Genomic DNA, 21,633 nt, shown 5'->3' on the forward strand with positions numbered 1-21,633 from the left:
TTGGTGATGACATCCTTCCAGAGAACCTCAGCAGATGACACCCGGAGCCGTGTACTTGTGGTGGACGACGATTTGCAGACCCGTTGTCTGCTCGAAATCCTGCTCCAAGGTGAGGGACTGGAAACGGCTTTGGCCGAAAATGGGCAGCAAGCTTTGGAGAGCGTAAAGAGTTTCAAACCACAGTTGATCCTTCTGGATCTGATGATGCCGGGCATGACTGGATTCGAGGTGGTCAAAAAACTTAAAATGGATCCAGACACCCAGTCGATACCGATCATCCTGGTCAGTTCCTTGGAAGACAGAGCTTCGCGTTTGCAAGGACTAAAGGCTGGGGCCGAAGAATTCCTTACCAAACCCATCGATCATACGGATCTGCAAATTCGTGTACGCAATCTGCTTCAACTAAAGAAATTCAATGAGTTTTTGGAAAACCACAACCAGATACTGGAAACCAAAGTGCAGGAGCGCACCAATGCGTTGCGTGAATCTTTCGTCGAATCCATATTCACCCTGATTCGGGCAGCGGAATTTCGCGATGATGAAACGGGCGATCATGTGAAGAGAATTAGCTATTACAGCCATGAACTGGCGAAACAAATGGGGCTGGACAAGGAATTCTGTGAACTCATTTTTTATGCCAGCCCCATGCACGATATCGGAAAAATCGGTATTCCTGATCATATCCTGCTGAAGCCCGGAAGTTTAGAGCCCGCCGAATGGGCGATCATGAAAAGTCATACCACCATTGGAGCACATATTCTGGAGAATAATTCTTCTCCTTACTTGAAGATGGGGTATGCCATTGCCTTGGGTCACCACGAACACTGGGACGGCAGCGGTTATCCTGGCGGCCTCAGGGGAGAGACAATCCCCTTGCCGGCGCGGATCATGCAACTCGCAGACGTCTACGATGCCCTGCGCAGCAAACGTCCGTACAAGCCGGCATTCGACCATGCAAAAGCCATTGACATCATCCTCAACGGGGATGGGCGCACCCTGCCCTCTCATTTCGACCCTGCAGTCTTGGCGGCATTCCAGCGCCGAGCAGATACCATGGAAGAGATATTCTCCGGCAGAGGTGAACACGAACCGCAAAACGGATTCTCGTTGTAACTTTACTCCGCATTCAGCCCGCCTGTTTCAGCAGTTTATGAGCAAGGCCGAACTGCCGGGTTAGTCAAGCACAACTACTGCAGAATTGAAATAAAAAATCCGCTAAAAGCAGCGGATTTTCAATGAGTTGGCGGAGAGGGCGGGATTCGAACCCGCGTTAGGATATTATCCTAAACACGCTTTCCAGGCGTGCGACTTAAACCGCTCATCCACCTCTCCGTGTGAGATTATTTGATCTTGGCTTCTTTGTACGGAACATGCTTGCGAGCGACGGGATCAAACTTCTTGATTTCCATCTTTCCGGGCATGGTTTTCTTGTTCTTGGTGGTGGTGTAGAAATGACCGGTACCAGCGGTCGATTCCAGTTTGATCTTGTCACGCATGTAAAGAATTCTCCTTGGAATTAACCTTGCAGAGCCGTTCCACCCAACTCGGCGAGAACGACTTCAATGCCTTTCTTGTCGATCAGACGAAGTCCCGCATTGGAGACGCGCAGACGAATCCAGCGGTTCTGACTTTCCAGCCAAAAACGACGATATTGCAGATTGGGTAGAAAACGCCGTTTTGTTTTGTTATTGGCGTGGGACACATTGTGGCCAACCATGGGTTTTTTCCCGGTGACCGCGCAGACGCGTGCCATGTTGTAACTCCCGTAATTAATGTATTGAAAAATCGCAAACGAGGATTATCGCATGAAATATCCGATTTCAGCAAGGTCCAATTCATGATCCTGCCGGTTCCACAGATAGATCCGTTGACCGAAGCCCTTCCACCCCGACAGTTTCAGCGCAGAAGACAAGCGTCGAACTGCTACATATACCTGCACAGTGCCCTGGTCGTGGTGCTGATACAATCCGAGGAGACAAAGCCCTGTGACCATCGAACCCGGGTATCGATTTCAACATTACAGTATTTAACTGGATACCCTTTCAAGGAATGACCAATCATGAGTCGCACGAAAAGTAAACCAGGCCCCGGCGTAGGTGTCCTAGGGCTGTCAGCCCTGGGAATCGTTTTTGGTGATATCGGGACGAGCCCGCTTTATACCTTCAAAACCATTCTCAACATGACAGGTAGCGCGCCTGCACCCTATGTCATCCTCGGAATACTTTCGTTGATTCTGTGGACGCTCATTATAGTCACCTCTGTGAAATATGTAGGCTTTGCGATGAGAGTCGATAATGACGGAGAAGGAGGGGTTCTTGCTCTGATGTCCCTGCTGGCTGTCAAGAAACACCGAAGGCCGACGATTGTTGCCATCGGATTATTTGGGGCAGCACTGATTTATGGCGATGGAGCGATCACCCCGGCTATTTCGGTTCTTTCCGCGCTTGAAGGATTGAATATTGCCACGCCGGCCCTGAGGCCCTATGTTCTGCCGGCCGCAGTGGCGATTCTCGTTGCACTCTTTGCAATCCAACCGCTTGGCACGGCGCGAATCGGCAAGGCATTTGGCCCAATTATGGCTGTCTGGTTTTTTGCGATCGCGCTCCTTGGTCTATGGGGGATTTCCCGGCATCCGGCAGTCTTGGTTGCTCTTAACCCGATTTATGGCATTCGCTTTCTCTTTTCAAATGGTTTTACGAGTTTTCTTGTGTTGGGAGGAGTCTTCCTGTGCGTCACGGGTGCTGAGGCGCTCTATGCGGACATGGGACATTTCGGCCCCCGTCCCATCAGACTCGCCTGGTCAGCCATAGTGCTGCCAAGTCTGGCGCTGAATTATGCAGGTCAGGCTGCCATCGTACTCGGTGGCGCATCCACGACCGATAATATTTTTTATCAATTGTGCCCGGGACCTCTCCTTATTCCATTTATTCTCTTGGCGACGATCGCAACCATCATTGCCAGCCAATCGATTATCACGGGTGCATTCTCGATGACCCGGCAAGCAATCCAACTGGGCTGGTTACCCCGCGTGCGGATCGCCCAGACCTCTGCAGAAGGTTACGGACAAATCTATGTCGGGACCATCAATTGGTTGCTCATGATCGCCACAGTCAGCCTGACACTTTTCTTTGGGAAGTCCGACAACCTGGCGGCGGCCTACGGAATCGCCGTTTCGCTAACCATGCTCATGACTTCCGCGCTTCTTTTCATTGCCATGCGCGAGATCTGGGGCTGGAACCGGTTCGCAAGTGGCGCGATTGCTGGTGCTTTTCTTTGTATTGATACCAGTTTTTTCGTGGCAAACCTCACCAAGATCGCTGACGGTGGTTATGTTCCGCTGCTTCTCGCCAGCCTGATTTACGGAATAATGTGGATCTGGCACAGCGGCTCGACGGCAGTGGTACAAACCCTCACCGAGCGGGGTGTTTCAGTCAAGGAGTTCCTGGGGTCAGTCGTGTCCCGTAAAATCCCCCGGGTTTCTGGCACCGCTGTCTTTCTGACCCGGACATTGTCCGAAACACCTCCCGTCATGGTTTGGCATGTCCTACACAACCGCGCGTTACACGAACTTTTAGTTGTGCTCACCGTTGTGTCGGAATCTGTCCCATGGATCGAAAATTCTAAACGCCTGTCATTGGTAGAAATCGAACCCAATTTCTGGCGCGCAACAGCAAGGTATGGATTTATGGAGAGGCCAAACATTCCCGAGGTGCTTGGGCACGCATTCGAGCAGGGCTGTCCCCTTCAAATAGACGATGTAGTCTACTATATCGGGCATGAAACTGTTCTTGGCAGAGAGGACGGGAAAGGTTTGCCTCACTGGGTGACAGTTGTCTTTGCCTGGATGGAAAGAAATTCTGTACACGTCACGGACTTCTTCAGATTACCCGGTGATGGGGTGGTGGAAATTGGACGACAGATCGCCATCTGATACCCCGTTCGCCACAGACCAGGGCAGTCAGTTCACTGCACAGGATTTCGTCGATGCCGTCATCGATAACGGAGTGAAGTTGTCCATGGATGGTCGAGGTGCGTGGCGTGACAACGTTTTTGTCGAGCGAGTATGGCGGTCAGTCAAGTACGAGCGCGTCTACCTTCGGGCCTACGATAGCGTCAGCGCCGCACGCAAGGACATTGCGGAATATATCGACTGGTACAACGGTGAACGGGGTCATTCGAGCCTCAATGGCAAAACGTAATGGCATACCATGTATTTCGTGCCTGACAAAACACAATAAAATCAATGTGTTATGTCTATTATTTGGCGAAGAGAGAGGGATTCGAACCCTCGATGCAGTTTTTGACCGCATGCTCCCTTAGCAGGGGAGTGATTTTATTTTAAATAATCATTTATTGACAATATGTTAATGTAGTTTTACAATTAATATAACGAATATGGGGACAAAACGGGGACAGTTGGAGTTTTGACGATGGCGACATTTCTGGAACGGGACAGCGGTTGGATTCAGGCCAAGGTCAGACGCAAGGGCTACCCATCGCAAAGCAAAAGTTTCAAAACCAAGACGGCAGCGGAAGTTTGGGCTCGCAATGTCGAATCTGCCATGGACAAAGGTTCCTTCGTTTCCACTTCTCTTGCTGAGAACACCACCCTTTCGGAAATCATTGTCAGATTTCTGACTGAGTTCGCCCCGTATCACTACCGACAACGCGAAGACAAAAGAGAGTCATGGCGATTTGAATGCCAGCATCTTGACATTTTTTTAGGAAAATATTCTATTGCCGCACTGATGCCTCAACTGATTGCAAAATATCGGGACGAACGGCTGAAGAAAGTGTCCGGCGCTACAGTGCGGAAAGAATTGAACATGCTTTCGAAAGTTCTCACTGTGGCAACGCAGGAGTTCGGAATTCCCCTCCCCGCCGGAAACCCTCTACCGAGAATCAGAAAGCCAAAAGGCGGGAAGGCCAGAGATCGGAGATTGACAGCAGCCGAATGGTTCGCATTGGAACATGAGTGCCGGTCTTCGCGTAATCCCTGGCTCTGGCCTGGGGTACAACTTGCCGTCGAAACCGGAATGCGTCAGGGCGAATTACTCCAACTTCGGTGGAAGATGATAGACCGGACACGCTGCCTGGCCCTTCTACTTGATCCTGCGAAGTTAAAAACAGAGGAGCCGCGTGCCGTCCCCCTCTCAAAATCAGCACTCATGGTACTGGACTTGCTGCCCTCAAACGATCAAGAGGACGCTATTCTCCCCGTCGGAAAGACAACCCTCTACCATGCCTTCATAGCAGCTTGTAAACGCGCCAACATTGATGACTTCACATGGCATGACCTGCGGCATGAGGCGTTATCCAGGCTAGCTGAGCGGGGTGATTTATCCCTCTTTGAAATAGCCACTGTCAGTGGTCATAAGACCATGCAGATGTTGAAACGCTATACCCATTTGCAGGCCGAAAATATTGCCAAAAAACTGGGGTAACCACTATCCCGTTGCATAGAAGGATTGGCCCGTAAATTGGAGTAAAATCACCGTGCGGGCATCTCGAAAAAACCGGAATAGTCCCATGCGGGAATTCCAAATTTACTCATCTACAACCTGACTACATTCAAGTTCAAATAATTTACAAAACCATCCGGAAAAATTAATTGCTGTTATAGAGAATGGGTCAAGAATTTTCTTGGCGATTGCATTTCCGAACGCTTCTCCAGGTGGATCTTGCCAAGCAAGCCACGAATGAATTACCGCCTTATCATTGTGTAGGTCCATGAATGGCGCTGAATAAGTTGACTTTGCATTAGCGACAACTTCTTTAGAATATTCAAGTAAATTACGACCTTCTTCATCAGTTACAAGAGTAGATAAAAATGTTTCCATCATCCCTCTAGAATTATTGTCAGGCATGATCCATACGCCAAGTCTCTTCTCCTGTTGATTGCATAAAATTAACCCGTTTATTGGAAAACTATCAGGTAATTCAGGAAAATTAACTCGACATATTGTTTTAATGGATTCCCATCGCGAGTTGATATTTTCATCTGCATCAATCACAATACCTAGAGTAGAGCATGACTTAATATATGTACTGAATGTAACTTGATTTAAAATTTTATCAACACCACCTTCATCTTTGATATCAACTGGGGGATCATCTCTTAGCCACTCTGTGTGCTCCCTCATTAACATGGCAATCGCATACTTATCAGTACTGCCTTCTACCAAAAGTATCTTTCCGTTTTTTTGCATTAGCGAACCTCAATGTTTCTGGTAGCAGCAACTCTTATCTCGTCGGCAGAGTAATTAACAGCAAGGCCATCAAATGATTCAATGCGTTGAATACTGATTTCAGATTCATTTAGCATGGCTAGTGCTTTTATACAGTCATTATTGTGTGTTGTCGCAAACACTTGAATATTTAATCGGTTTGATGCATCAACAATCATTTTCCACATAGATGAGAGAGCCCTGAAATGGAGTCCTATGTCTATTTCGTCAATCAGTAGAATTGCATCTTTCGATTTTACAAGAGCGATCGCCAAAACAAGCATCCTCCAAGTGCCTTCTCCCAAACTTCCAATTGGGACAGGTTTTTCTAAGTCACGCATTCTTACAATAAAACCCGTCTTTTGACCAAATTGTGGGAAAATAACAGACGAACTGATGGCGGCGACTTGCTCGATATTATCGTCAAGTGACTGCAAAGCCTCAACAACGCGTTTCTCTTCAGAAGTTAAGGCGACTGCATTCCACATGGAAATCAACTCTTGGCCGGTCAAGGATGTGGTAGGTATATATTGAAAAACTGCTTGCCCACTTTCATTCGGAAACTGTTGAAAATTTATATTTACCAAGGTCTGGAGAGTGTTTTGTTTTAGAATTCCTTGAGAGGAAAGAGGAATGGAGGATAACAAAAGATTTTTTTTGTCCGATCCTGTAATTGATAACGCAATTTTTGGTCCGAATGTGTCCATTCCTTCGCTGGGAAGTGATGCGTATAAAATTTGGTTGTCTTCCTGCTTTGCTTCAATTATCTTGAAGTCAATATCGATACTTTGATTCGTCTGGGTCATTATTGCGCCAATTTTGAACGCAGACCCAAGTTTAACCTCATGCCCGTGAAATAAATGCCTGACAGATATCTCTGGTTGAATTACCCCCTGTAGTATTCCACCATAGTTTACTATTTCACCACGACCACTAATAATTTTCCAAATTGTCTGTGGATCACCTTTGGAAATTATCAACATTATCGCTTCAAGAACCGATGTTTTTCCAATGTTATTCCCGCCAACAATAAGGTTTATACGCTTAACCTTATCCATTGAGAAGTTTTTAAATCCACGGTAATTTTCAATTGTTAGAGCGCTGATCATGCTTATTTCCTATGAAATTTCTGAGACACACCAGAAGTCGGATGGTCGCTTGGCCAAAATGCAGGTCATTCACGCTGCGAGAACGAACATCGGTGGCTTGCACACAAAGCCCGCGCATTCTTCGTATTCTGACCGAATTGATCCAGATTGTATTTCGTCTCAGTCATCTATCTGGCTCCATATAATTGATCCAGCGTTTTGACGATTTTATCAGTTTCCAAACTCACCCGCGCTACCCTCTGGACCAACTCAAGGGGGTAACGCGGGTTCTTCATGGTTTCCACGGCCCAGTCATTGGCATCTGACACGATTCCGCTGTCCTTGTCGGTCTTGACGCACTGGCGCTCCATTACCCAGTCCAGAGCAGGCTTTCCGTTCACGATGAACTCATGGGCTTCCAAGGGAATCTCTGAAATCGTAATCCGGTCATTGTAGTGGATCGTGGTCAGGTCTTTTTCCTTCCCAGTCTTACCGTAACGCATCTTGACCACGCGATAATCAGCATCGGTCAGAGGCGCATCCCCGTGAACCGTGAGGGTCACCGGATATAGCTCCACAGTTTCGTAGTTCAGGTGCAGGTCAGCCAGTTGTCGCCCTGCCTCACAAAACGCCCAAAACTTCTCTGCTCCCGGCACGCAGGGAATGCGGGGCAGTTCCTTGGACAGATTGTCGGCGTACTTGGCACGATAGTCGGGAGAATGGAGCAGACCATAGATGTAGTAGAAGACATCCTCCTTGGAAATGGCCTCTCCCGGATAGGCTGTCTCAAAATGCGCCAACCCTTCATCGGTAAGGGCATAACGGCGGGTGCGGGAACGAGCCACAGGCTGATGTGATTCTCCAAACAGGCTATCCATCCGGGACACAACCGGTTCCTCTACCCGTTCACCCTCGTCGTACAGGTACAGGGGGAAGCATTGTCCTGTATCCAGGGTATGCAAATTTGGTAAGGCATTCACGATCAACGCAGAAAACCCACTCCTTGCCCCAATGCCCGACACACAGATCACCCGGTTTTCCGCTGCACTGTCTGGAAAAATCCGTGGCATCTGGTACACCATCTCGTTGAACCGGCGATTGAAATAGAGCCACTGCTTGGTAAAGGGACGATACAGGCTCTGGATCAAGGCGTTGTCATCATAGGAATACCGTTTTCCTTTGACGAGATCCTGCTTCAAGGCGCGGGTCCAACTAATCTTCCCCGGATCAGCGTTGATGAACCCGTCCACCTTGGCTTCACGCCCGGCCTTGTCCAGTCCTGGATGGGCTTTGTCAAACCGATCCACCTCGTCGTTGTAAAACGTAATCATGCTTCTCATGTTGGTTTCGACATGGGCACTGGAGGCGTTGTAGCACCAAGCATCACGCCCTGTAGCAACCCCCAATGAAAAGTTTTCAAACAATTTCAAGCCAGCGCTTTTTTTGTCTCCCATCACGACATACTGACTGAACCCGTCATCGCGCTGGTTGAGCCAGTCCCCATGCTGGTCCGGGGTAACGGTTTGCCACCGTTGTTGCTCAGTGATCCCTGCAATACTGCCAAACTCGATGAGTTTGCCCAGTTTTTCCTCACGGGTCAGGCCATCACCAATGTTGTGGTAATAAATCTGACCACGCCGTTCGTCGTCCTTGTTTTTGACGAACAGGGTCACAGCAATACCAGTCATGCTGCCGCTTCCAAAAATATTCTGTCCTTCTTGCGCTCGTCCCTTACTCAGCATGTTTTTCCGGATATCTCCCCGCAAGTTCAGCACATGAATGCAGGTAAATTCCTCGGCCAGACATTTGCGTAACCCATCCATGGCTGGTTTTTCCGCAAACCCGGAACCGGATACAAACCCAATCACACCACTATCGCCAATCCGGTCACTGGCCCAGCGAATCGCCCGGATGTAACTGTCGTACAGGTTTTTTACAGAAGTCATCACTGACTTGGCCGCATAGGTATTAGCAATACGAGTATCCAGATGGGGGTACCCTACATTCTGATTGTTATCGTTGGCACTGGTCTGTCCAACAGAGTATGGCGGATTTCCCAGGATCACCCGGATATCGAGGTTCCTCTGTTTTCTTCTTCGGTTGCTGTTCTGGACCAGCATGGCATCCCCTAGGTCTTCCTTCTCGTAGAGCTGGAAAGTGTCCGTCAGACAAATTCCCTCGAAGGGTTTGTACTCTCCCCCGACGATCCCGTGGTAAGTCGCCTCAATGTTAATGGCGGCAATGTAGTAGGCCAGCAGCACGATCTCGTTGGCGTGGATCTCATTCTGGTATTTGTAGGGCAGTTCTTCTGGGGTAATCAGGCCACTCTGGAGCAGCCGGGTGATGAAGGTCCCGGTTCCCGTGAACGGGTCCAGAATATGCACCCCCGGACTGCCCAGGGTCTGATCGAACTCCACCTTGAGGATGTGGTTCACACTGTGAATGATGAAGTCCACCACTTCCACCGGGGTATAGACAATACCCAGTCGTTCGGACATCCTGGGGAATGCGTTGCGGAAGAACTTGTCGTAGAGTTCCACCACGATCTTCTGCTTTCCGGCGGCGTTGTCGATGCCTGCTGCCCGGAATTTCACGCTGTCATAGAAAGCTTGCAGGGTGTCGGCTTCCTTGCCGATCTGGTGAGATTCCAGAATGTCCACCACGGACTGCATGGCCTGGGAGATGGGGTTGTGCCGGGCAAAACTGTAGCCCTCGAACAAGGCATCAAAAACCGGCTTGGTGATGAGGTGCTGGGCCAGCATCTCGATGATTTCGTCATTGCTGATGCTGTCGTTCAGGTTATGGCGCAGGTCGGTGGCAAAAGCGGCAAAGGCCGTCTGCTCCTCCCTGTTGTCCGGGTTCTCTAGGATTCCCCGGATGCGGTCGATGTGAGTGTTGGCAATTTTGGCAATGTCATTGGCCCAGTCTTCCCAGTGGTGGCGGTTGCCGACTTTCTGGACCAGTCTGGCGTAAATGGCCCGTTCGATCTCGCCAATCTCGAACTGTATTTCTTGCTGCACCGGATAAGGAGGCATGGGCGCAGGTTCACCAATCCCATGTCTGCCCCGCCCGGATGGACCGCGAGGCTTGGTGATTTTGTCCTTGGTTTTGGCCGCTTGCCTTTGGATTTTGTCGGTGATGGCGATGACTTCCATCTTGCGCGGGTCACGACCATTCAAATCCAGTTTGTTGACCATGGCATCAAACCGGTCATCGTGGGAGCGCAGGGCCTGCAAGACCTGCCACACCACCGCATAGGTCTTGTTGTCGTTCAGGGCTTCATGGGGTTCCACGCCCACCGGGATCACCACGGGCAGGATGACATAACCCAGTTTCTTGCCGGGGGCGTTACGCATCACGCGCCCCACGGACTGCACTACGTCCACCTGGGAATTGCGTGGGGTGAGGAACAGCACCGCATCCAGAGCCGGGACATCTACCCCTTCGGACAGACAGCGCACATTGCTGAGAATCCGGCAGGTGTTGTCCGGGGACGGTTCCTTGAGCCAGACCAGTTTGGCTTCCTTCTCGCCGGCATTCATGCTCCCGTCCACATGCTCGGCTTCGCAAATCAGACGGGCCTCGGTCTCGAATTCCTCCTGCTCCTGATAGGCTTCCACCACCGACTGGAACATGCCGGCGATCTGTTTGGAACTGACCTTGTGAACCTTGCCCTCCTTGGCCCGTTCGATGACCTGGCAGAAGGCCACGGCGCGACGCATGGGCGACCGGTCATCCTCGGTCATGCCCTGCTTGGACAGGGCCTTCCAGCAGCCGACGATACGGGCGGCATCGTCCACCTTGAGCTGATTGTTTTCATCCTTGAGCAGTTCTTGCAGACGACGGCTGACATGGGCTTCCTCCACGGCCAGCACGATGACCTTGTAATCCACCAGCAGCCCCAGTTGAACTGCCGTTGAAAAGGTGATGACATGCAAATCCTTGCCATACAAGGCATCGTCATCCATGGAGCAGAGCACCACATTGTCTGTCTCCGCCCTGACCTTGGCGTTGTTGCCATAGACCCGTGGGGTGGCGGTCATGTAAAGCCGCTTGGTGGCGTTCAGATCGTCCTGGTTATGCACCCGGACAAAAGCGCTTTCATCCTCGTCATCAAAGGTGGCCCCCGTGGTGCGGTGGGCTTCATCACACACGATCAGGTCAAAGGCGGGCAATCCGTGATGCTTCTGGGCCTGGTGAACGACTTCAATCGAGTGATAAGTACCGAAGATCACCGTCATACCCTCATCCCCCCGGCGTCTGAAAACAGCACTGGCCAGTTTTGCGGCATCCGTGGTGGCCGGGTAGCGCAGTTCATGCACCAGGGTTTCCACCCGGTCTTCTTCCTTGCGTTTACCCTTCTTACCCACATCGGAATCGGAACAAACGGCAAAACTATGCAGAGGGACCTCACTCTCCTGGGTCCAATCCGTCAAACTCTGGGACAGCAGGGCGAGGCTGGGCACCAGAAACAGAACCTGCTTTCCGGGACCGACCAGAGACTCGGCAATCTTGAGGCTGGTAAAGGTTTTGCCCGTCCCGCAGGCCATGATGAGTTTGCCCCGGTCGGCCTGGTGCAGGCCGTGAAGTACATTTCGCACTGCTTCCTTCTGGTGCGGCATCAGGGATTTTTTGGGGCGCAGGGGAGGAGCTTGCTTGGGTTGATACCGCGCCCAGTCAATCGCGCTGGTTTCTAGGTCATACAGGTCAATCCGGCTGACCGGAATGGTCTGGCCCTCGATGGCGCTTTCCGCATGGTGGGACCAGTGCAGGCAGGTGCTGAAGATCAGGCGGTGGGTAAAAGCGATTTTACCCGAAGCCGTCATGAAACTGTCGATGTCTTCCTTGCGCAGGACATAATCCGGGGCGTACAACTTGCACTGGATGGCGTGGAATTCCCCGGTTCCCCGAACCTCGGCCACCAGGTCGATCCCGGCATCCTGCGCGTTGATCCCCTGCAATCGGGCCCAGTCGGAGTAGGTCCAGGCGCTTTCGTACAGGTCGCGGTATTTGGGTTCGTTCTTGAGGTAACAGAGGATCAGGTCTTCAAAGTAGGTCCCCTTCTCGCGCTGGGTCTGGGCAATCTGGTGGTAGGCATCCAGCAGGGAAGACAGTGCAGACACAAGGCAATCCTCGAAAAACGCAAAACCACCATCCTACTCTACAATTTTCAATTTTGGTGCCTCTGGATGGAATCATGGACGCTTGTGGCTGTAGAGCGAGTGGCCGGAAAGAAAAAGGTTCCTCTACTGGGAAGTTACAATATTGTTGGGATTTTCCAATATTCCAACCTTGATCGAGATCGCCGAAGCAGGCGGACTGGAATAGGAAATGCAAATGGCTGAAATGTCTAACTGGGCCCGAGCAATTCAAGGTTAATTTCGATCAATCGCAAAACGCACCTCTGGAAGAGCATCCGTTTTGGATTCTTTAAGCAAACCTAGAAGGGCGAGATCGTTTGGATGTTGGCTGACAAGTGTATTAGCCAATTTCGCACATGCCTCTCGAATACCGGACACACTAATTGCTTCTTGGCCGTTGGGTTCTATGTTGATGTAGTTTGCTGCGTTAAAGGCGTTCTGTATGGCATCTATCAGTGTTATTACTTGCTCTTCGGATAACTGTTTATTTTTGAAAAGTTCACCTGCAACCAATAGTAACTGTTGCAATCCCACGGTGCGACCTGATTCGATAATGGCGATCAGTCTTGAAATCAGACTGCTGAGTTGTAATGAACTTTCCGCCTCGAATAGCCCCATCCATTTCTGCAAAGCAATCGCTGCATAACTCACCTCAGTTGCATCACGGCCTTGTAATGCATTTCGGATAATGTTTTTAACATCGGTCGCAATGTATTCATTAATATGTGAAAAATAAACTAAGGCAGGTATCACGAAGAATGCCCCTTCGATCTCTTCATAAAACGCCTTCAATTGTTCAAATCGCTCAGCGGTTTTCGCCTCATTAGACAGTACAGGCGCAATCGCATAGGAAAGTGCGTTGCTGATGCTTTGTATTAATTGTTTCCGATAGCTATCGGCAATAGCGCCAAAAAAAACATCTTGTTCTATTTGTGGTCGCCACACCACCAAACGATCAAACAAGGCTAATGCCTGGTCTTGTGTTGGTAGCAGGCGCGTTGTCTCATTGGCAGCGGCATTCGCCATACCTTTATAAATCACGATGGCTCGGTGAATTTTCGGTGATAGATAAGACTGTAGTTTTTCCTGAGTATCTGTCAAAACCTCTTCACCATGCTCATACAAATGACGACAGACCAGCGCCTTGACCTGTCCTGCATCTAGTGTAGGCAGAAGGAGTAAGGCATGAGGGAGTAGACCTGTATTAGGAAAAACCTGGTAGGTGGGCGCACTACCCCAAAGTACGCTTGCTAAGTTGCCACGCTCAATCTGCGTGAGAAATCCTTCTTTTTCAACCAAAGGTAAAAGCCTTAACAAGGCGGCAGTGCTTGAAACCGAGCCGCCTGGCGTCACTGCTTCTATCAACTCGCCAACCCGCCTTTCGATGCCGGGGTATGTTTCACGTTCGTCGGGGTGATTGATAACGGGATTTGGGAAACGAGGGAAATCCCTGTTCACCGCCATCTCGCTTTGCAAGGGAAACGCTAATGCATCCGCCAGTAATTTTCCCTGTTCTGATTCTGGGATACTTTTTTGCGAATGGGTCAGTAGGTGATCGAAGACATCAAACAACCAATAATGTTGCAAATCTTGCTGTTGCCCCAGCGATATAGCCAACCGGAATATTTTTCCTGCTTTGTCAGGCGACTCGCGAACGACGAGACGCGCCAGAACTTCTATCAGCACACGAAGGGCAGATAGCACATAGCCTTGTTGATCTGAGGTTCCCTTGTTGCGTTTTTCTCGCCAGTAGCCAATTGCAAGCAAGATGCGGTCGACCAAGGTATCCACAACCTCTTTTGATGCACACGCCACACCGATGCGCGTAAATGCACCTTTGATCGATGGGGAGTTTTCATCGCTGGCTGCGCGAATCGCCAAGGTATAATCCCATAACTCAACACCGGTGCCACCAGACAGCACCAATTTATCGACACTCCCTGCAAGCGGATTGACATTCATAATAACTCCGCCTGAACGCAAGGGAATACCCACACTTCTGGCCAATCCATCTAATTGTAATAACTCGGATATTTCGTTGCTGAATGAGCGCTGTCTTGAGTTATCCCGATAGTGACCTTGTTCAAACGAAGGTTCGATGGGATTCTTGTTTTGGAGGTACTCCTTTTGTTGCTTGCTAGCTTCCTCTTGAATTTTTTCGATCCAATCCCAAGGGTCGCATTTCCATTTTTGATAATTGCTTTCAACGAAAGCTGGAAGTTCCTCGGGTATCTGATTGGATTCACTTCTATGAGCTGCGATCAATAACCAATGCGCCCACACCAAGCGTGACAGGATAGGGATGGAATAGCGATCACGGCGATGGTTTTCTCGTAACTCACCGTAAGCGTTCGCGATGAGCATTTTTCCTTCGTCAAACCGTCCCAACTCCATCAGCAGTGCGGCTTGCCTGAGTTTCCAAACCGGATCTTCGCCAGCAATCTTTTCAACCAATGCCTCCATGCCCACATAGTTCAGTTCATCACGCGCCGTAAGAACTTGGTGATAAGCAATTTCAGCAGCGCAGTCTGGCAAATACTGCGCGTGTTTTTCCAGCATGGCGACCAAGACTTTTACGCGTTCTTGAATTACCTGTTTTCCTACTTCATCGTCTGCAACTAGCCAGCAACTGTTTTTGAGCAACACCAAAACAATTTCCATTTGCTGGCGTTTGTTCAGGCCGCATGGCTCATCTGGATTGCAAACTTGGAAAAGTGCCTCCGCCAGCCAAGAGGAAATATATTCAAAAGTAATGCTGTGCCGCCATGCGATTTCGTAAAGGAGTTTGGCGCGATCATCGGGTGCAAGAGCGGCGATATTTTCAGCATTGGGGTATGGGTTGCTCAGTTGATTCTGCACCCGCCACCGTAGCGTCGGCGGACATACCAACCAACCCGGATAGGATTCGCGATCATTTTGCAATGTTTCCAATTCTTGCTTTAGTAATGTGGCAGCGTATTCGGGTTCTTTGCGTTGACGGATCAAGTTATCATGAGTAACTTGCTGTGAGCCCAAATTACTTGGCGTCCAGGTATGGGGTTCTACCTTGGAATTGCCCTCATCCATCATCGCTTTCAAAAACAATCCTGTCGCCATCTGATGCCTAAGATCACGGTCATCAACATGTTTCACCGCATCCCACAAATCAATCGGCGCGATGTTGATGGACTCCAAATACTTGCGCCTCGCTGCTGTCAACTTCAATGCCCCAACCAAATATATTTTTCTGGCATGTCCAGCCAGGTGATCTCGTACCCAACCCGCCCAATGCAAGAAATTTGGGTCGTCACCCGAGAACCCCAGTAGGCAAAGTTCATTTTCGATAAATACCTGCCGTGCAAAATTGACGAACGGGGCAAACTTCTCTGGGTAGGTGCGGTAGTCCTCTTGCGCCGCGATGAAGGTGTCAGTCGTACCTATCGTGCCGTGGAGTTTAACGATACGTGGCGATGGTGCCCACGTAAAATCAGATGGCTTGGTAACAGTGGTGTAATAAGGGCCGTGAACATCCTTGGCAGCACGCTCCAACAATGTGTCCCAATTTGTGGTCATGATTTCTGACCACGGCAATTTCAGCAGCGACAGGTATATATCGCCAGTTCGCCATGCGTCATCATCGATTTCATCTCGAATTCGGGCATTCAGTGCTGCCTGCCCAAAGTACGCGCGGTATTCTTCGGCAATGCGCAAAGGGTCTGAAAAACTCAAATCATCGCCGTTGGGATTGAGTTCCGTTGCTAGTTTTTTGCTGAATTCGTACCAAAGCGGCATCTTTTTCTCACCACCGACGTGACGCGCCGCGCTACGACTAAAGCCTGCGCCAATCATGATGGCCGCGCCATGTTGGTTGCCATCAAACTGATGCAGTGCTGATGCCAACTTTTTGATGGCAGGATAGTCGGAAAGATCGCTTAACTCATGCATTGTTTTCACTGGTAGAATTTGCAGATGGTGCGGCACCCTTTGTCATATTCTGCGACTATACCAGCCATAGTGTCCTATGTCTGAAGTATCCGGATTTCCGGCATCCGGCACAGGGTACGTGGTAATTAAGCGGCGTTGTATTTTCCCGGATAATTTTTCCGCATACTCTCCTCCAGATTATGACACGGGAGAGCGAGTATGGAAACCAAGCGAGGTGGCAGGAGATTTCGCCACAGCAGGCAGGATTGGCAGGGGTTCGTGTCCGAGTTTCTGTCCAGTGGTCAGAACTGCAAGAACTTCTGTCGGGATAAGGGATTAAATCCATCCCGATTGATGCGCTGGCAAGGGGTATTTCGCAATCTGACTTCCCACGCCATCAGCCAGATGCAACCCGTAGGGTTTATGGATCTGGGTACGCTGCATGTTTCCGAACCTCAACGCCAGACAGGAACCCTTGAACTCAAACTCGATCTGGGGATGGGGTGGTGGTGACACCCTCACCAGAAACTGATGTTCTTTCCAGAATCACGGGTCCGGCTACGCTGTATTCCGCTCCGAAATAAAAGCAATCCCGAGATTCGGCGGGCCATTCATGGATCAAAAACCTGAGCGAATTCAACCCAAATAAAGAAGGATTCCAAGGGCGATAAAACAGGTCGTTCCGGTGGTAGGATTCCCCTGTCGCATGGGGAACGCCAATCCCGGAACACCTGCCATTTCCGTGTTCTGGGGCGCCAACCCCGGACACGATGACATACACCCCCGGACGGGGAATCCTGCGCCAGCAGGATAGACTGCGGAAGCCGCATGCTCGTAGTGGAGCTGGTGCGGCATGCAACGGGGCGCTGCGATTTTATCGCTTCGACTCCATTCCGGCCTTGAACAGGCTTGGGCGACACAGACAGGGCCTCATGGGGGATTTCCAGACTATCGGGAGAAACCAGAAAGGTTCGTTATTAAAGGATCGGGAGACAGGGCAGTTGGCCTGTCGTCATTACCGACCAGGGGCAGCGGATGACCGTTGAACCTGTGACCCACACCAACACTTCTGAGGGTACGGGAAACCGTATCAGGGCCAATGAGCGAGAGTGGATTTGGCCGGTACCTTGTAGCGTAAGCTATGGGGATCGTTGATAGCTTTGGTGTAATGAAACAGAGGCATCCCAGCAGAGAAATCTGACTGATGCGATGCGTTGGGTGACTGGATTATGCCTGTACCACCCCGTAGGGGTGGCAAGCAAGTTGGTGACGAAGGTTGCATGGAGTAAGCGAACCGTCTTGGAATCCTGGGTCGCTGAAAACCTGACCGTTGCAGTTCGACGGTGGGCGAATGGGAAGATCCCATAGAAAATCTTGTAACTGGAGCCAGCAGGCTAAGGTCGTGACTTTGGTAACTAATGTGGGAACCGCTAAGGCTATTGGATGGGGTGGCACCTGTTCAGGCTACGCGGGGGAGACTTGGTGAGTAGTGCCAGACCGGAGGATTGGTTGGGGCAGGTTTCATGGGCAGACTTGCTGTTTTGTTCATGGATCGAAAGCTGGGAGCAGTCGAAATTGTATGTTGAAACCCTTGGCAGGGTGTGTTGTAACTCACGGGGCCGTTGGCGCGGTTCCGTAATCCGGTTGGCACCGGATGTTGTTGAGATTTGCGATAGTTTGGAGCCTCTGGAACAGGCATTTATTAACCATAACCCAATAAATAGAGGGCTTCTGCCCATTGATCGACCGGCATGTCATAAAACTGCTGGACTGGATAAGTCCTAAACGCATACCGGCCCCTTGTGGGCCGGTTTTTTTTCACGGAAAATAAAAACGGGCCAGAATAAACTAGCCCGTTCTTTGCTCAACCCTCGCCTTGCCGCGCCATGCCTCGCCAAGCCGTGCCTTACCTTGCCAAGCCGCTTTGCTTAAAAACTTGCGATGCCACGCCGTCCTTCCTGAATTGTTATGCGTCGTGAGCAAACGCACATCTGAAGGTGCCATCAGTAAAACCTAACAGCGTGGTTCGTACTCTACCCCACACAAAATCCAAAGTCAACAAATTTACACAATCATGAAAAGCAATACCTATGAACACATTGTCCATAATGCAGAAAGCATACGCGGCTTAATTGGCACAATAAACCCCGGATGATCTCCGGGGTTTATATCACGGAAAAATAAATACGTGTCAGCATGAGGTTACCCCTTCATGCAAAACAATATCCTGTGAACGCATTGTTCCAGAATGCACAGATGCCACAATGTTGGCAGCCATAATCGGCACAATAAACCCCGGATGATCTCCGGGGTTTTTATATTGCATGATATGGTATAATTCTCATACAATCAGCATGTTATAAATACTTGCAATAGTCGGTGGTGTGTCCGGCTTGGAGAACCCTCCCATGAGGCATGCCATTCCTGTATATGATAAAAAAGAAGTTGCCATGCAACGGATTTCTGATGGGGTCACGCGGGGTTACCCGTTGTACTGTGACGGCTCGATCAGCGCAGAAAAACTACCTCGCCTGGTGGACAAGTTTCGCATAAATTATCAGGTCGACGCTGACAAGAACTCGCGCGCCTACCGACAACGGAAAGGACTCGGCAATGCGAAGTTGATCCTCTGGAAAAAATTTGACGATCTGGTTCTGTGGTGGCTGTTCGTATCCGAGAACGGGGAACATGCCGCCCGTGATCTGGAGACTTTGAAAAACGCGAGGAAAGACCGCGTCCGGTGTGACGATTTCGAACTTGTCCTGCTGACCAAAAAAGATGCTCCAAAACCGCGTATGACATGGCGCTACACCTCGACCAAGTACAACGAGCATCGAGAAGCCATCATAGCAGCCGTGCGGTCAAGGAGCCCTGCGTCAATGAGTCGAACCATCGCCCTTGCGTTTTTTGGTCAGGGCTGCGGTTTTTACGGCGCCAGATCGCAGATCGGGAAGCTGGCCTCGTTGTACCGTGCCGAAGTCGTCAGAGCTTCTCTGAAAACTGCTCCAACCTTGCCAGCAAAACTCCGGTATGTCCGGCGGCTTCGTGGTTGAAATGAATGGGATTCACCACCCCCCCACTGGGAAGATCATTGGTCTCTGATTAATTCGTAACGGTTACATAATTCAATCAGAATTCTTTTGATGCCAGCATTGGAGTATTGGGCATCATTTTTTGCGAGACTTTCGAGCAAACCGATCAACACACCTGTAGACGCGGTTTTCTCATTTCCGATGGCCTCAGTAGTCGCGAGTCGTTTTCGTTGTCGATACAACCTCTGGCGGAGTCGTGGAGGCATTGCCACTCCATCCGTTGATTTTGTCGGTCGCCCCGGCTTCTTTTTTGTAACAGTGACTGAATCCATGTCAGTCTCCTTTTTTTTCGCAACTGTAACGGATTCGTCATATCGTAACAGTTGCGAATTGTCAAGGTTGCAAAAAATTTCAAAAAACAAATGATCTCCCCATGGCGGGGGCGTGTGTCTTCAGTCCCCAAACAATTTTTTGGCTCTATGTGATTTGTAGTGGGTGGTGCGATAATTCCGTCATGAATAGTACAACTTTATGTAACTACTCGCCCCCTAATTCACCAGCCAAAGCCATTTGAATGGCAATCATGGGATTGACCCCTTTGTAAGCCATGGTTTGCAGGTAACTGGTGATGCGGCAATAGGCATGGGCATAGATTTCAGAGCGGAAGCAGCCAGACACCTTTTGCTTGACCTTGCTCATTCTCAAGTCGCGTTCACCGCGATTATTGGTGAACGGTACCAGTGGGTCTCTGGCGAAGAGCAATACGGAAGCCTCATGTTTTTGCAGTCGCTCCAGCAAATTATGCGCGTCCGACTTGGCGATTCTACCGCGTTTTCCTGCTGGCTTATCTGGAATAGCAGGCATTTCCAAGGTGCCCAGTTCCAGAATTTTTCGATAGCATTTTAGCAATCGGGCATATTCCCTATCATCAAGGCATTTCTTCTCGCAATCAGAAACGCGCTTGTAGGTGGCCTGCAGCAGGCGTTTCATCCGGCGCGCCCATCGATAACGATTGGTCTCCACCACGAAAGTCAGTTCTCTCAACAGGTGCGAACCGCATAGGCCATGCCCGCAGTTTGAGTAACTGAAATAGGATGCCCAGCAATCATGGATAAAGGCTTTTGCCCATATATCGCGGGATAATATCATTTTCTTCCATGGCCTTTATACCCCCGCTTTCGGTGCAATTTTTTTCAGGGTGATGCCACCCGCCGAATGCACATGAATCCAGTAATTTGTCTTGTCGACGCGTAACGAGGTTTCATCGACATGCATGACCGCTTCCAGTAATAACTTTTCGGTTGCCCGTACCTCCCAGTTTTCCAATGCGGCATGCAAACGCAGAATGAACTGCAACATAGTGGCTTCGGCGATGACCACATCAATGATGGAGTAAACCAAAGGCTTTGCGCGCGTTTGAGCGCAACCATCTGGCAGGCCAGCAGGTTGATGATAAACGCCTGCACACCCAGACCATATTGCAACGGGCCGGGCATGTCCACCGGGAATTTGCCTTTGATAACTCGTTCGCAGGAGGGGCACTGCTTGATCTCCACTTCCACATGTTCGACGACTTTCTCGAATATGATGTCGATCTTGGTGCGGCGCTCATGGGTGCAACCAACCTGCCTCAGATCGGCACCGCACTTATCACAGTAATCGACCGGTACGATGGTCAGTGTTTCGATTGTGCGCCGATTCTTCACCGTTTCACCGTCGGCCTTCTTACCTTTGCCCTTGCTGCCCGGATCGGTGAGCGACGAATTGTCCTTGTCGGTTTGCGAGGGAGGAATGCTGGAGTTAGCGCTATTCTTCTTGGTGGTTCGCTCCAAAAAAATGGCAAGGATAAGTTCGACAATCATGAGCATGCTGCTCATGATTGCCTGAACTTCGGGCGAAACTTTGCCGTCAGAGCGAAGTTGCTCAAAATCCTTCCTGACTTTTTCTACCTGGCTACGTACCGAGGTCTTATCCAGACTTGCCATTTTTCACGCCATCATTTTGAATAACAGAATGATAACATGCGTTTTTTCGACCGATTTTAAGGTGCCTTAAGTCAATTATTTTTGAAAAAACAACCCGAATTGACCAAATCAAAATTTACATCAATTGGCGGCGCTTAAAACTGCACTGCTGTGGCAAATATGCCCAAGTCGTCAACTGCTCGCCTTGAGCACCCAAAAACCTGTCAAGCACTTTTTCAATTATTTTTGCAGGGGCGAGCAGTTACAACTTTATTTAG

The 21,633-nt window shown here is 50.0% G+C and carries 14 protein-coding genes, 1 tRNA gene and 2 pseudogenes; 7 read left to right on the forward strand and 10 right to left on the reverse strand.

The window, feature by feature from the left end; translation table 11 throughout:
- The first annotated feature begins 6 nt into the window (after nt 1-6).
- A complete protein-coding gene (locus HO274_RS04080) occupies nt 7-1,113 on the forward strand; it encodes an HD domain-containing phosphohydrolase (RefSeq protein WP_273122267.1) in 1,107 nt (368 codons plus the stop codon).
- Nucleotides 1,114-1,241: 128 nt separating this feature from the next.
- Here HO274_RS04080 and HO274_RS04085 read toward each other — a convergent pair.
- The 3 genes from HO274_RS04085 to rpmB all read right to left on the reverse strand — a co-directional run bounded on the left by HO274_RS04085 (nt 1,242) and on the right by rpmB (nt 1,753).
- Nucleotides 1,242-1,332, reverse strand: a tRNA-Ser gene (locus tag HO274_RS04085).
- An 8-nt stretch (nt 1,333-1,340) separates the two neighbouring features.
- Complete coding sequence (gene rpmG / locus HO274_RS04090; protein ID WP_031597113.1) at nt 1,341-1,496, reverse strand: 50S ribosomal protein L33; 156 nt, start codon at nt 1,494-1,496, stop codon at nt 1,341-1,343.
- Between the two features lie 20 nt (nt 1,497-1,516).
- Nucleotides 1,517-1,753, reverse strand: a complete 237-nt coding sequence (gene rpmB / locus HO274_RS04095; RefSeq protein ID WP_031597116.1) for a 50S ribosomal protein L28 — start codon at nt 1,751-1,753, stop codon at nt 1,517-1,519.
- A 306-nt stretch (nt 1,754-2,059) separates the two neighbouring features.
- On the opposite strand from rpmB, the gene HO274_RS04100 reads away from it, so the two are divergent.
- The 3 genes and pseudogenes from HO274_RS04100 (at nt 2,060) to HO274_RS04110 (ending at nt 5,444) form a co-directional block, all read left to right on the forward strand.
- Nucleotides 2,060-3,931: a potassium transporter Kup gene (locus HO274_RS04100; RefSeq protein ID WP_031597120.1), complete on the forward strand. Its 1,872-nt coding sequence runs from the start codon at nt 2,060-2,062 to the stop codon at nt 3,929-3,931.
- A 7-nt stretch (nt 3,932-3,938) separates the two neighbouring features.
- Nucleotides 3,939-4,199: pseudogene (locus tag HO274_RS04105) on the forward strand (transposase); the annotation flags it as partial.
- Between the two features lie 231 nt (nt 4,200-4,430).
- The gene (locus HO274_RS04110) at nt 4,431-5,444 is read left to right on the forward strand and encodes a site-specific integrase (RefSeq protein ID WP_031597123.1); all 1,014 of its coding nucleotides are present in this window, start codon (nt 4,431-4,433) and stop codon (nt 5,442-5,444) included.
- A gap of 102 nt (nt 5,445-5,546) precedes the next feature.
- On the opposite strand, the gene HO274_RS04115 is transcribed toward HO274_RS04110, so the two are convergent.
- The 4 genes from HO274_RS04115 to HO274_RS04130 all read right to left on the reverse strand — a co-directional run bounded on the left by HO274_RS04115 (nt 5,547) and on the right by HO274_RS04130 (nt 16,416).
- The gene (locus HO274_RS04115) at nt 5,547-6,209 is read right to left on the reverse strand and encodes a DUF3226 domain-containing protein (RefSeq protein ID WP_273121670.1); all 663 of its coding nucleotides are present in this window, start codon (nt 6,207-6,209) and stop codon (nt 5,547-5,549) included.
- Nucleotides 6,209-7,336, reverse strand: coding sequence for an AAA family ATPase (locus HO274_RS04120; RefSeq protein WP_273121672.1), 1,128 nt, complete (start codon nt 7,334-7,336; stop codon nt 6,209-6,211). The genes HO274_RS04115 and HO274_RS04120 overlap by 1 nt, the downstream gene beginning before the upstream one ends.
- A gap of 167 nt (nt 7,337-7,503) precedes the next feature.
- Nucleotides 7,504-12,438, reverse strand: coding sequence for a DEAD/DEAH box helicase (locus HO274_RS04125; RefSeq protein ID WP_273121674.1), 4,935 nt, complete (start codon nt 12,436-12,438; stop codon nt 7,504-7,506).
- Nucleotides 12,439-12,690: 252 nt separating this feature from the next.
- Complete coding sequence (locus HO274_RS04130; RefSeq protein ID WP_273121676.1) at nt 12,691-16,416, reverse strand: SIR2 family NAD-dependent protein deacylase; 3,726 nt, start codon at nt 16,414-16,416, stop codon at nt 12,691-12,693.
- Nucleotides 16,417-16,578: 162 nt separating this feature from the next.
- Between HO274_RS04130 and tnpA the strand changes: the two genes are divergently transcribed.
- Complete coding sequence (gene tnpA / locus HO274_RS04135) at nt 16,579-16,872, forward strand: IS66 family insertion sequence element accessory protein TnpA (protein WP_031599129.1); 294 nt, start codon at nt 16,579-16,581, stop codon at nt 16,870-16,872.
- Nucleotides 16,873-18,207: 1,335 nt separating this feature from the next.
- On the opposite strand, the gene HO274_RS04140 is transcribed toward tnpA, so the two are convergent.
- On the reverse strand, nt 18,208-18,363 hold the full coding sequence (locus tag HO274_RS04140) for a hypothetical protein (protein ID WP_160171574.1): 156 nt from the start codon (nt 18,361-18,363) through the stop codon (nt 18,208-18,210).
- 404 nt (nt 18,364-18,767) lie between these two features.
- On the opposite strand from HO274_RS04140, the gene HO274_RS04145 reads away from it, so the two are divergent.
- A complete protein-coding gene (locus tag HO274_RS04145) occupies nt 18,768-19,412 on the forward strand; it encodes a hypothetical protein (protein WP_062188438.1) in 645 nt (214 codons plus the stop codon).
- 35 nt (nt 19,413-19,447) lie between these two features.
- Here HO274_RS04145 and HO274_RS04150 read toward each other — a convergent pair whose 3' ends face one another.
- Both HO274_RS04150 and HO274_RS04155 read right to left on the reverse strand, forming a co-directional pair.
- Entirely contained in the window at nt 19,448-19,723 is a 276-nt protein-coding gene (locus HO274_RS04150; RefSeq protein ID WP_062188439.1) for a hypothetical protein, read from the reverse strand.
- A gap of 205 nt (nt 19,724-19,928) precedes the next feature.
- A pseudogene (locus HO274_RS04155) lies at nt 19,929-20,771 on the reverse strand (IS66 family transposase).
- 26 nt (nt 20,772-20,797) lie between these two features.
- Here HO274_RS04155 and HO274_RS04160 point away from each other — a divergent pair.
- The gene (locus tag HO274_RS04160; RefSeq protein WP_273121680.1) at nt 20,798-21,400 is read left to right on the forward strand and encodes a hypothetical protein; all 603 of its coding nucleotides are present in this window, start codon (nt 20,798-20,800) and stop codon (nt 21,398-21,400) included.
- Nucleotides 21,401-21,633 lie beyond the last annotated feature (233 nt).

The organism is Ferrovum myxofaciens (assembly GCF_013181415.1).
GTDB classification, from domain to species: Bacteria; Pseudomonadota; Gammaproteobacteria; order Burkholderiales; family Ferrovaceae; genus Ferrovum; species Ferrovum myxofaciens.